This is a genomic window from Bacillus sp. JJ783 (assembly GCF_036963225.1).
Lineage (GTDB): Bacteria > Bacillota > Bacilli > Bacillales > Bacillaceae_G > Bacillus_A > Bacillus_A cereus_U.
Genome location: NZ_JBALMG010000092.1, coordinates 11,122 through 23,836 on the forward strand (window position 1 = coordinate 11,122; position 12,715 = coordinate 23,836).

Genomic DNA, 12,715 nt, shown 5'->3' on the forward strand with positions numbered 1-12,715 from the left:
ACTTTTCTATTACAGAAAGTATAGTGCGGAACATAAAATTTATATTTGGAGGTTGGAAGCATGTCTAAAATCAAAACTCCTGTTTTAAGTACGTTACAACATCAGGTTGAAGAGATGATGAAAGCTTTACACGTTCCTGGCGCTGCTATAGCGGTTATAAAAGATGGGGAGGTCATTATTTCAGAAGGTTTCGGCTATCGTAACATAGAGAAAAAAGAGGCTGTTACTCCGCAGACACGATTCGCCATCGGTTCTGCGACGAAAGCATTCGGTACACTTTCATTAAGCTTATTAGCACAGCAAAAAAAGTTTAATTGGGATACTCCTGTCCAAACTTACGTACCTAACTTCTCTTTATCCGATATGCTCGCTAACTCGCAATTTACAGGACGAGATTTAGCTTCTCATCGTACTGGGGTAAGTCGTCACGATGCTCTTTGGTACAGTTCTTCCTTAACTCGAAAAGATCTTGTTAAAAAAATAAAACATTTATCACTTGATGCACCGTTCCGCACAGCATTTCTTTATAACAACTTAATGTATGCGACAATTAGTTATATTGTGGAAAACATTACGAATCAAACGTGGGAGCAATACGTTACAGAACATATTTTAGACCCTTTAAATATGAGACATACAAACTTCTCTGTTACAGACTCACAAAATACAGATGATTACGCATTACCTTACACTGAAGATAATGGTGAAATGAAAGAAATTCCATTCCGAAATATCGATACAGTTGGAGCGGCTGGATGTATTAACTCTACCATTGAAGATATGGCAAAATGGGTTCTGCTTCATTTAAACGAAGGAAAAACAGAAAATCATGATTTGATTTCTACTGAACTACTCCAAGAAATGTATACACCGCATACTCCAATACCGGATCAGCCAATGTTATCAACGAGTGAATCACCATTAAATAGCTACGGACTCGGTTGGTTTATTAGTGCTTACCGCGGTTATAAAATGATTCATCACGGCGGTAATATTGATGGGTTTTCTGCACTTGCGTCATTTATGCCAAACGAAAATATCGGTATTATCGTACTAACAAATTCCGGACAAACTTTACTCCCTACTTATATTACAAAACATATTTACGACGAACTCCTCGGACTAGAATATATCGACTGGCATGAACGTGCTGTAGAAGATAGCGAAAAAATGAAAGAGATGATGAAAGAGGCAACTGAATCACTTCCTGAAGCAATAAATGGGACTATCCCTTCTCATACATTAGATGACTACACTGGAACTTTTGAGCATCCTGCTTATGGGGCACTGAAAGTATACAAACAAGATGATTTCTTACATGTACAATTCATGGATACGGAAATTAAACTACAGCACCATCATTACGACATCTTCTCAGCATCAATTAGTTTGTTCCAAATGAAAATGGGGCTTTTATTCGCTTATGATATGAATGTAAATGGTGAATTCCCGGCTCTTCAATTACACGTACCTGCAACTTTAAGTACTCAGCCTCTTACATTTACGAAAATTAAATAACAAATTAAATAGAGGGAAGATTACTCTTCCCTCTATTATTTTGGAATTAGAAATTCACCCTGCAACCTATAATCCTATTATTGAATTTAATAAATAAAATGAGGATAACCCAAATGCTAACTTATTTATCAAAACAGCTTAATGAACAAGCCATGCATTAATTATTATATATTCCCTCAAAGGAAAAGACTTTCTTATTACCGATTCAATGAATGTGGAAGAACATCATTATTATTGACTATGTGATATTTGTAAGTCTGTAAATGCAAAGATACATAATAAAATAGGGAAAATCGCAATTAATATCACCTTTCTATTTTTCATCATTCCCCCTACTTTCCACTATGTTTTAATATAAAATTCCCCATCTCAATTGCTAAATCTTCACTTTGAGGATAGACACCTACGTTATCTCCATAAGCGTGCCCCAACCCTCGATAAAGAACTGTTTCAGTATCAACTCCTTTTTTAGTTAATTTAGCTGCATACGCTAAACATTCAATCATTAAAAAATCATGCTCTCCTACCGTAATAAATGTACTTGGATAGTCTGGGGATACATCAACATATGGACTTAAATACTTCGAATGAATTTCTTTCGTACCAAGTACTTCTGACATACCTCCAACCATTGAATGCATAATATTAAGCATTTTTTCTAATCCTTTTTTATACTTAGGAGCAATTTCATATTTATCTATACTCCAAGAATAAAATTCATCTTCATAATCACACATATTAATTGTAGGATACAGAAGCAACTGTCCCTTCACGTACTTCCTACCATCTTCCATATCTTTAGTTGTACAATACTGTGTTAAGTTCCCTCCTGCACTATCACCTGCCACAAAGATATTATTCTTATCCCCGCCTAATGTATCAGCATTTTCATAAATCCACTTTAAAGTAGTGTAGCAATCTGTATGCCCAGTTGGAAAAGGATTTTCCGGAGCTAATCGATAATCCACAGAAACGGCTAGTATATCTGTTTTTTCTACTATCAATTTCACAAGTTCTTCTACTACATCTGGTGATCCTGCCATGAATCCACCACCGTGAATAAAGTATAAAACTGGCGCATTCTCCTGTTTAGAAACACTGTTATAAATTCTTATCGGAATATCATAGCCATCTTCCGCTTTCACTGTTTTATGTGTAATATTAATGTCTTTAGTGACAATTGGAACACTTTTAATTCCATTAAATTGTTTTCGCATATTCCTTACCGATTTTTCAGAAGCGTCCATTTTCATCATATTTTTAGGCATAAACCTCATGATATTCATTTGAACCTTCGTATCCTTATAAAGACGTGGATCCATCGCTCCTTTTTCATCACAATCTGGTATGTTTTTTACTAAGACTTTTGCCCCCTGTACATTGATGTTTTCTTGTTTTTCTTGAATTTTTTCTAATAGATTCAAGTCATATTTTCTAGTCATCTAGTATTCATCCTCCCTTTTTTAAACGCTTTCATTTCTTCGGATTAGATAAATCTCTATTGAATCTCACTTCATTTACTATTACTAAATAAAAAAACGTTCCATGTACAAAATGTAACATGGAACGTTTTTTTATTGTTGTTTATATTTGATACAATTATAGGCATTTTTTGATATGATATTTTTTCTATACTGTAATGGTGTATATCCATATTTCTCTTTAAACTGTGAAATAAATGATTTTACATTAGGAAATCCGTGTTTTACTGCTATATCTTGCATAGAATTTGTACTTCTAATAATATCTTCATACGCTTTATAGAGCCTATATCTCGTTAAAAAAGTGGTGAAATTTGATCCGAACGATTTTTTGAACATACGTGAAAAATGTTCTTCACTTACAAAAAAATGTTTAGCCACATCTTTCAGTTTAAGTTCTTCATCATAATGTTTATAAATATATGTAATCATTTCTTTCTGTCTATTTCCAAGTTGATAATTATTGTCTATATTCTCTCCATCTTTGCAATATCGCAATAGAATATAAACAATTTCATAAATTAGACTATTAATTTTTATGTAACTTAAATCATCAGAATTTGCGACTAACTCCTTTAATTCATAAAATATTTGCTGGAGGTTAGTTTTCTGAACAACTGATTCTTTTATATTAAATCTATATTTATCAAAATCTCCATTTACCTCTTTAAGAAATTCATAAGAAATAATCAACATCATTACTGCACAACTTGTATTTTCAACTTTTTCGAATTCATGAACATCGCCACTATTCACAAAAATAAATTCGCCAGCGGATACTTTCTTTTTTTGCCCATTCATATACAAGAAAACCTCTCCATATACGACTAGGCTAATTTCAATACTTCTATGCCAGTGAGGAGGAATATGATAGTGAAAACCAGTAGTTGACACTCCCACCCCTAAAGGGGCTAGCTGACTAACGTCAGTGGGATTCTTGCTACCAAAGGCGAAGTCCATTTCTGGTATCGCTGACGTGCAAGATTGCGGTGTGCCATCACCACTCCCACAACAGACCATATAGGTTCGTGGGCTACGGTACTGTGACCATACCGTACAGATTGTTCGTTCTCAAATGTTTTTACGTCTTTTGCATGACGACTTAATACATTTTACCGAGTAGAAGAATTGGCTACCCCAACCTCATATGTATTCTGTTTTCAGAGAACATTCGTTTTAGAGTCTTTTGCATGACTATGAATAAAGTATACCATGTTTTGCTATCCAAAAACGATGCTTTCATCCCACGTCTAAGGACGGACTACAGTCCTGCGTGGGCTTTCCCGTATCATAAATTCTGTAACATTGTATCCTCTATATATTCAACCATTACTGGAATTCTATCGCGTAATTTTATTTCTTCATATTTGCCTTGCCTGATTTTCAATAATTCACCCCCTTTTTATATTATAAAGTAGACGTCAAAGTCGAAAAAAATGTATTTTTGCATTCCCATACTCCCTTTGCTTTTTTCCTAAACCTATGTTATTCAACAACGTAAATGTCTTACCCTTTCATAAACATAAAAAAAGAACAAGATTTTCTCTTGTTCTTCATTAAGACAACCATTTCGGCGGTACATTCGTATTCCAATAAATATTTCCTAACTCATGGTGTCCTGAGTATCCATCATCAAAACGATGATAGTGGAAATTAAAATAATATCCATCTTGCGGTGGATGATCTCTCCTCACATGAAATCGCAGTAAGTCATTTCCTGATTTCGTGTCATAAACATGAAAAATCTTTTCATTATTTCCGCCAGCTGGTCTTTGGGAGATTGCTAATGATTGTAACGATTCTTCTGGCACATCATTGGCAAGTTCCGCGATTGCCTCTTCAATTTTAGGTAATACAACATCTTTAAATTCATCTTCAATTACAGGCCCAATTTTAGAGCCGAATTTTTGCATAGATTGCTTCTCTGCTTCTTGCATCGCATAGTTAACAAAAGTATCGGTGGTTAACCTATCATTCGTTTCTTCATATGTATAGGACGTACTCTCCAAATTTTGTTGCCCAGCTGTGCTCGTAGGCTTGTCCGCAGCTTTGGCATTATCAAGTAATATGGAAGGAGGCGTCACTAAACCAAACGTAAATACGGTAATTAATGCGACTAAGGTTTTTCTAAACCAATTTGGCATTTATGTTCCCTCCCCTTTCACTCATTATATTTTATTTAACGGTTGTTTCTTCTATTATACAAAATGATTGTAATTTTTGCACTTTACAAATTTGTTAACGTTCACATATTTTTCACTTGAATATGAAATTGTAAGATTTCATACACTAGAAATACAACAACAATGAGGAGGCGATCAAATGACTTTAGATGTCATATATTCCGCCGCAAGCATACTCCTTTTAGTATATTTTATTTATCAGTGTGTTACAGACTAGAAAAAGAGCCATTTCCGGCTCTTTTTCTATGGTAAAAATACAATCCAACCAATGAATACTATAAAAATAACTCCAATAATTACTGCTGGCAATAAATAAAACTGTGAGAGGATGACTGTTCCGTACATAAATACGACCGGAAGGAGCAAATAACGATCCGCCTTCCACCTTAATAATAGTAATTCTCCTTCATCACAATATAAATGTAGAAACATTTTCTTCGTAAATTCATTCCAATAATCACGCGCATAGCGAGAAATAGCAACTATAGCAAATACAAGAATAATAACTGTTATCCACTGCGGAGTCACGATAATACTTACAGTACTTATACATACAATTTGAACATAAAACATTAAAGCACTACTTGTACGCAAAAATTCTTTTAAAAACGCTTCTACAATACGCGAATCAGATTTTTTTCCTAATATCTTTTTAGAACGAGGGAACATCCACGGTTTTTTATTCGAACTACTTGGCTTCGCAGCATGGCCACCAACTTGCATAATCCCTACCGTCCAACGCATACTTTCTTCTTTCTCTTTCTCAACTTCTTTAAAAAAGAAATTTTTATAATTCATCTTTTCTTTTACCAAGACTATAGTAAATAAAGCTGCTAGACCGATAAATAATATGGAATACACTGGATTTTTATAAATAAAAAATACACTGATTCCAAAAAAAATCAAACTAAAAGAAAATATAACATCTTTTATAATCAATAAAACCCATCGTTTCCCCACACGTACATTTATGAATCTCGTCAACAACGATAGCATAAATCGAAAAACAGTAAAGAAAATCCAGAACAGTACGATTTGTATAATTGTCGCTCCCATACTTTTCATCAATATAGGCAACATAATGAATACTACAATTGCGTTCGTTATTGCAATCCGAATTAACGTATATATCATGCCAAGCTTCATTAATCTTCGCATATGATTTGGGTACGAAATTAAAAATAAGCTATCTGCTTGTTCAAAAAATGAGCGAACTCTCCTCGTGAAAATGTAACAAAGTAAAATGCAAGTAAACCTAATCCAAAATAAACGGTCTCTTCCATTGATAGTTCTTTTATCCATAATGAACGATAATACATTACAATAAATATAAGTGCGGGAATAACAATATATAATGCTACTGTCCAATCTGTTACAGAACGAATCGCTTTCCATTTTCTTTGCAATTCATGACGTAACCTTTTATTAAACTGTTGTTTAATCATTTTGTTCCCGCCTTACAATTGCATCGAAACAATCTAACAGTGTACTTCCTGGCATTTCTGCTAACGATTGGATCGCCTCTAAATGTCCATCTGCTACTAACGTACCTTGCGAAATGAGTAAAAATCTTTCACAAATTCTTTCAGCTGTATCCAGTACGTGCGTACAAAGTAAAATTCCGGCTCCTCGCTCTTTTTCTTTATATAAGTAATTCAAAAAGTCTTTCGTAGCTACTGGATCTAAACCGATAAAAGGCTCATCAATAATATAAAAATCTGGCTCTGTTAAAAATGCTAATATAAGCATCGACTTTTGTTTCATACCTTTTGAAAACTTTGATATGTATTCGTGTATATGTTTTTCCATTCGAAACGTATGTAATAATTCCCTTGCTTTGCCCTCCCAATTTCCCTCTTCATTTCCACGGGCAGCCATTAACAATTCAATATGCTCCCATAAAGTTAAATAATCATAATAAGTGGGATGCTCCGGTACATATGCATATGGATTTTTCTTTTCACCAAACGAGATTTCACCATCCGTATTGACAAGCAAACCGAGTATCGATTTAATTGTCGTACTCTTTCCTGCGCCATTCGCACCAATAAGAGCAACTAACTCGCCTTTTTCAATTGCAAATGCAATATCATGAACTGTCTTTTCACCAATTTCATATCCTGCTGAGCGGATATTCACCTCTAGCATAATACTTACCTTCTTTCCATTTACATTGCAATCAAGGAAAATTATAGCATATTTTCTCGTGACATTGTTCTGAACAGTTTGCTATTAAGGCAGGAAAAAACATATTTTAGCAGAATATTTAATGTTTGGTGTTTTTATATTTATTAAATGAAGTTGAACATATTTTAATGGCTTACGCAGAACAATTAGCAAAAGAGCATAACTGTATTGGTACTTGGCTTGTTAGTGGAATGAACCGCAAAGAAGCACACCCCTTCTATGAAAAATTGGGCTATGAAGTAAATGGGTATCGATTTGTAAAACATTTTTAAACTACTGGTACAAAGAAAGGACTATAACTATGAAAAACATTGAAGCTATTTTCATTGATCGTGACGGAACAATTGGCGGTGATACTACAATACATTATCCAGGTTCTTTCACATTATTTCCTTTTACAAAGGAATCTTTACAAAAGTTAAAAGCTCAAAATATTAAACTATTCTCTTTTACGAATCAACCAGGTATCGCGGATGGAAAAGCAACTGCGAGTGATTTTGTGCAAGAATTAAAAGGGTTTGGTTTTGATGATATTTACCTTTGTCCTCATAAACATGGTGGCGGATGTGAATGCCGCAAACCTAGCACAGGTATGCTCCTGCAAGCAGCAGAAAAACATAGGCTTGATTTAACAAAATGCGCTGTAATCGGTGATCGCTGGACTGATATTGTTGCTGGTGCAAAAGTAAATGCAACAACAATATTAGTTCGAACTGGTGCTGGATATGATGCTTTACATACGTTCCGAGACAAATGGGCACATATTGAACCGAATTACATTGCAGAAAACTTTGAAGACGCTACAAATTGGATTTTAAATCATCAATAAAAAAATTAAATGAGACGTCTTCACTTTGAAAACGTCTCATTTAACTATATATATTTCAAAAAGTTAATTCATAATGGAAATAACGATTATCTCTCAAATATCCATTTTCAGCGTATAATCGCTGAGCTGATAAATTATCAATCTCTGTTTGTAATTTTACACCTTTTGCGCCATTTTCTAAGGCGAATTCTTTAGCAGCTTCTAATAATTTTTTACCTGTTCCTGCCCCGCGTTTCTTCGCTTGTACAAATAAGTCATTTAATATCCATAATTCCTTCATCGAAATTGATGAGAATGATGGATATAATTGTGTGAATCCAATATATTCTCCGTCTTCAACAGCCACGAAAATGACTGACTCTTTTCGCTCAAATCGATTTCGTAAAAATAATTTTGCTCCTTCAATATCGGAATCTTGTCGATAAAATACGCGATAGTTATTAAAAACAGATGCCAGTCCATCTAAATCTGCAATTGTTGCTTCATATATTCTCATTTTACTCCGTTCCCCTTCCAATACTGTTTCATAATATCTGTTGCCCATTTAGGCTGCTTTATTTCTTCCCTCGGTATAAATTCTTTCATAACAGGCTTAATATCCAATATAGGTGTACCATCGATTGCGTCTAATCCTTCAACAACAATTGTTTTTCCATCTCTTCTTATCACATTAACAATTGTCGCTCCTATTCGGTTCGGACGATTTTTTCCACGCTGTGCAAAAATCCCTACTTTTGGATACTTACTATTATTTCTAGGGTGTCTAGCAGAATATTGAATTTGTTCATCTGTTACTTTATGAAAATAGAAAATAACTTCAATATGAGAAAACTCTTCGATCCCTTGTATACTTTCCTCTGTATACATATCAGTTAAAGTAATACAGGATCTTACATCTCCCCACTCATCATCTTTTATTTCCTTTCTTTCATTATGTACAAATGCGATTGGTTGAACTGAAAACATCCGCATTCCCCCTCAAATGTAACCACTTACATTATAAGATATTTTCTGAATGTTTTCCACACATACGATTGTTGTTTACATAATAAAATTATATCTTATTTTTATTTCTTCATTTATTATTTTGTAATACTCAGTAGATGATTCCCAGCTCATTCCACCAATAAGACCTATTAATTTCATATATTCACCTTTAAGATAATATTGTTTTAGTCAACACTAATACTGTAATTTATACATAATGAATATCGTTTTATAGCAATGAAAACATTTTTTATCACATAAACCCTCTACATGATTTAAAGTTATTTTTCATTTCCACGGAAATAATTAAAGAATATTCAGAAAATAACTTTTTGTAGTAGACTCATATTTATAATCAAAGCATTTTCGATAGAGCTCTTTTATTTCATCACAAGATGGAACTCGCGGATTGTTACTTGGACTCCCACTTTCGATAGCATCTTTCGCCATTTTAGAAATAGCATTTTCAAATTCTACTTCATCAATTCCGTATTCTCTTAAATTAGGAATACGAAGATCAAAACAAAGTTTCTTAATTTCAGCAATCGTGTAGTTCGCTACTTCTTCATTAGAATGAGAATACAAATCTTTGTTTAAGCTACGTCCTACTTCCGCTAACCTTTTTATTGCACTCATTTTTGTAAACTCTAAAACTGCAGGTAATAGTATTGCATTCGATATTCCATGTGGCACATGAAATAATGCCCCCACTGGACGAGACATACCATGCACTAATGTAACAGATGCATTTGAAAAAGCAATTCCAGCTTGTAATGAAGCAATCATCATTGCTTCCCTTGCTTCCATATTATCTCCATCTTCATATGCGATACGTAAATATTTCATAATGCTTTCAATAGCTGAAAGAGCAAGAACATCTGTAAGAGGTTGTGAAACTTTAGAAATATAAGCTTCAATTGCATGGCATAATGCATCTACTCCCGTTGCTGCAGTAATATGAGGTGGTACCGAACTTGTAAAAATCGGGTCTATTATCGCAACATGAGGGATAAAGCTTGGATGTTTTATCATCATTTTCACATCTGTTTTTTTATTCGTAATTACTGCTACACTTGTTACTTCCGATCCAGTACCAGAAGTCGTTGGGATTGCGATTAGCGGTAGTGGATTGTATTCTATTTCTATATCCTTTTGGACGTAATCTTCAATTTCTCCACCATTTGTATATAACACTGCTACTGCTTTCGCAACATCAATACAACTTCCTCCGCCAATACCTATGATAAAATCGCATTTTCCTTCTTTACAAATAGATAACGCTTCTAATACGTGTAAATTTGTAGGCTCAGTATTTACTTCATTGTACGTAATAACAGTAATCCCTTTCGCATTTAAGTGATCCACACATCTTTCAACATAACCCAACTTCTCCATAATTGTATCACTTACAATAAAAGCCCTTTTCCCTAACTTTCTTGATTGATCCCCTAGTTTTTCAAACGAATTTCTCCCATATAATACAGACTTCGGCATACGAAACTCAGCAACTTCTTGCAAGTACTCCACCCCTTCTATCTATAATAAATATTTGCAACTACTCAGCCATGCATTTCATTCAGAAGTTTGATAAAGTGTATTATTCCAGTTAAAATAAGCCCCCTTATTAACTATAGAAAGTTGTTTTCATTTTTCAGCATATAGATTGCTGCCATGAAGATAAAAATGGACCTACACCTTTCTACCTTTCTTTGTTTTAAAACTTTGCGCGTGGCAGGAAAGGCCCTGACCGCTCCTATACATAGCCAGGTCCTCTCTCGACCAACTTAAAAAACTTTTCTGCCGATTTTTCATAGAGTGACTGAGTAGTTACAATAAATATTTTATTATGTAAAATATCAATCTGATAAATATTTTCTTTTCGTATATTAACTAGTATTAATAGATTCCTGTTAAAGTATAGAACGCGATGACTGCAAATACAGCGACCGTTTTCAAAACTGTAATAGCAAATATATCTTTATATGACTGTTTATGTGTTAATCCTGTTACCGTTAGAATAGTAATAATTGCACCATTATGTGGTAATGTATCCATTCCGCCTGATGCCATTGATACAATGCGGTGCATAACTTCCAATGGAATATCATATTGATTGGCCGCTGCAATAAATTTATCTCCCATCGCACTTAAAACAATCCCCATTCCTCCTGATGCTGATCCAGTAATACCAGCCAAAATATTCGTTGTTACTGCCCCATTTACTAATGGATTCGTGAAAGTTGCAGAGATGCTATCTCTCATAATTGCAAAACCTGGAAGTGCTGCAATAACACCGCCAAATCCAAATTCAGCTCCTGTATTCATTGTTGCAAGTAGCGCTCCACCAATACTTGTATTCAATCCAGCTTGAAATCCATTTACTACTCGTTTCCAATATAATAAAAGCGTTGATAAAATCCCTATAATAAGTGCCAATTCTACAGACCAAATTCCAACTACCGCACTTAATTCTACTTTTCCAAATGCTTTCATACCAATAGCTGAGAAATCAAAACCATTTGGATACCACTTTGGTATCATGATTGTGAAAACTTTATTCATTACACCTACTAAAATAAGTGGTACAAACGCAATTACTTGCTGTACTCTTGTGATTTCAATACTGCTTAGTATCGGTATATCTTTTTGTTCTAATTGTAAAGATGCTGCCATTTCAGACTTTCCATCGTTAAAACCAAAATACCCTTCTCCTGCTGCTTTTGCCTTCTTACGCCTACTCTCTAAATAAAGTAAACCTAACGTTAAAACAAAAATTGCGCCTAAAATACCAAGTATCGGTGCTGCATAAATATCAGTTTTAAAAAAAGTTGTAGGTATTACATTTTGAATTTGTGGTGATCCAGGAAGCGCATCCATTGTAAATGTTGCTGCTCCAAGAACGATTGTGCCAGGGATTAAACGCTTTGGGATATCCGCTTGTCGAAACAACTTAGCCGCAAACGGAAATATAGCGAATACCACTACATACACACTAACACCGCTATACGTTAAAATAGCTCCCATTAAAACAATCGCTAAAATTGTACGTTTTTCTCCAACTAACTCTACAATCGTCTTTGCGATGGAATCAGCGATTCCTGACATTTCTACTACTTTCCCAAATATTGCTCCAAGTAAAAACACAGGGAAATATAATTTAATAAATCCTACCATTTTCTCCATAAAAATATTTGAAAAGAAAGGTAATACAAAACTAGGCTCTGTCAAAAATACCGCAAATAATGCAAAAATCGGTGCGAATAATATTACAGAAAATCCTTTATATGCTACAAACATGAGTAAACTAAGTGCTAATAAAATAATAACTAGCTCCAATTATAACCCTCCTTTTAAACTGAAAATTCAATCTTTTAACGACGAACTTTTACTCGTATTTCGAACCCTTTTATTTCATGACATTCCTCCTCTTTTTATCCCGCTATTTGCGGGCAGTAAGACTCCCACCTTAAAATTCAGCAAATGTGCAGAAGCTAGGCGGGATATCAACTGCTCGTAAAAGCCCGATTGGT

Annotated in this window: 9 protein-coding genes and 5 pseudogenes; 3 read left to right on the forward strand and 11 right to left on the reverse strand. The window is 34.3% G+C overall.

Translation table 11 applies throughout. From position 1 onward, the window contains the following. The first annotated feature begins 60 nt into the window (after nucleotides 1–60). Nucleotides 61–1,518, forward strand: a complete 1,458-nt coding sequence (locus V7038_RS19430; RefSeq protein ID WP_335471438.1) for a serine hydrolase — start codon at nucleotides 61–63, stop codon at nucleotides 1,516–1,518. A gap of 237 nt (nucleotides 1,519–1,755) precedes the next feature. On the opposite strand, the pseudogene V7038_RS29590 reads toward V7038_RS19430, so the two are convergent. The 6 genes and pseudogenes from V7038_RS29590 to V7038_RS19460 form a co-directional block, all read right to left on the reverse strand. Then, nucleotides 1,756–1,842: pseudogene (locus V7038_RS29590) on the reverse strand (phosphatase PAP2 family protein); the annotation flags it as partial. Between the two features lie 8 nt (nucleotides 1,843–1,850). Then, the gene (locus V7038_RS19435; protein ID WP_070146470.1) at nucleotides 1,851–2,960 is read right to left on the reverse strand and encodes an alpha/beta hydrolase; all 1,110 of its coding nucleotides are present in this window, start codon (nucleotides 2,958–2,960) and stop codon (nucleotides 1,851–1,853) included. A gap of 132 nt (nucleotides 2,961–3,092) precedes the next feature. Next, nucleotides 3,093–3,884: pseudogene (locus V7038_RS19440) on the reverse strand (AraC family transcriptional regulator); the annotation flags it as partial. Nucleotides 3,885–4,555: 671 nt separating this feature from the next. Further along, nucleotides 4,556–5,143 carry a YpjP family protein gene (locus tag V7038_RS19450; RefSeq protein WP_002031682.1) on the reverse strand — a complete coding sequence of 196 codons (588 nt, stop codon included), beginning with the start codon at nucleotides 5,141–5,143 and terminating at the stop codon, nucleotides 4,556–4,558. Nucleotides 5,144–5,425: 282 nt separating this feature from the next. Further along, nucleotides 5,426–6,627: pseudogene (locus V7038_RS19455) on the reverse strand (ABC transporter permease). Further along, nucleotides 6,620–7,330, reverse strand: coding sequence for an ABC transporter ATP-binding protein (locus V7038_RS19460; RefSeq protein WP_002202159.1), 711 nt, complete (start codon nucleotides 7,328–7,330; stop codon nucleotides 6,620–6,622). The pseudogene V7038_RS19455 and the gene V7038_RS19460 overlap by 8 nt, the downstream one beginning before the upstream one ends. 164 nt (nucleotides 7,331–7,494) lie before the next feature. Here V7038_RS19460 and V7038_RS19465 point away from each other — a divergent pair. Both V7038_RS19465 and V7038_RS19470 read left to right on the forward strand, forming a co-directional pair. Further along, a pseudogene (locus V7038_RS19465) lies at nucleotides 7,495–7,641 on the forward strand (GNAT family N-acetyltransferase); the annotation flags it as partial. Between the two features lie 29 nt (nucleotides 7,642–7,670). Beyond that, nucleotides 7,671–8,198, forward strand: a complete 528-nt coding sequence (locus V7038_RS19470) for an HAD-IIIA family hydrolase (protein WP_070128304.1) — start codon at nucleotides 7,671–7,673, stop codon at nucleotides 8,196–8,198. Nucleotides 8,199–8,253: 55 nt separating this feature from the next. Here the strand turns inward: V7038_RS19470 and V7038_RS19475 are convergent, their stop codons facing one another. From V7038_RS19475 to V7038_RS19495, 5 genes and pseudogenes are all read right to left on the reverse strand, one after another. Continuing rightward, complete coding sequence (locus V7038_RS19475) at nucleotides 8,254–8,694, reverse strand: GNAT family N-acetyltransferase (RefSeq protein ID WP_002202163.1); 441 nt, start codon at nucleotides 8,692–8,694, stop codon at nucleotides 8,254–8,256. Further along, complete coding sequence (gene tsaA, locus V7038_RS19480) at nucleotides 8,691–9,164, reverse strand: tRNA (N6-threonylcarbamoyladenosine(37)-N6)-methyltransferase TrmO (protein ID WP_002158028.1); 474 nt, start codon at nucleotides 9,162–9,164, stop codon at nucleotides 8,691–8,693. Before tsaA ends, V7038_RS19475 begins: the two co-directional genes overlap by 4 nt. A 93-nt stretch (nucleotides 9,165–9,257) precedes the next feature. Next, nucleotides 9,258–9,344 (reverse strand): annotated as a pseudogene (locus V7038_RS19485) (aspartate racemase); the annotation flags it as partial. Between the two features lie 147 nt (nucleotides 9,345–9,491). Next, on the reverse strand, nucleotides 9,492–10,703 hold the full coding sequence (locus tag V7038_RS19490; protein ID WP_070139228.1) for an iron-containing alcohol dehydrogenase: 1,212 nt from the start codon (nucleotides 10,701–10,703) through the stop codon (nucleotides 9,492–9,494). A gap of 378 nt (nucleotides 10,704–11,081) precedes the next feature. Beyond that, the gene (locus tag V7038_RS19495; RefSeq protein ID WP_002202166.1) at nucleotides 11,082–12,521 is read right to left on the reverse strand and encodes a GntP family permease; all 1,440 of its coding nucleotides are present in this window, start codon (nucleotides 12,519–12,521) and stop codon (nucleotides 11,082–11,084) included. Nucleotides 12,522–12,715: the final 194 nt, after the last annotated feature.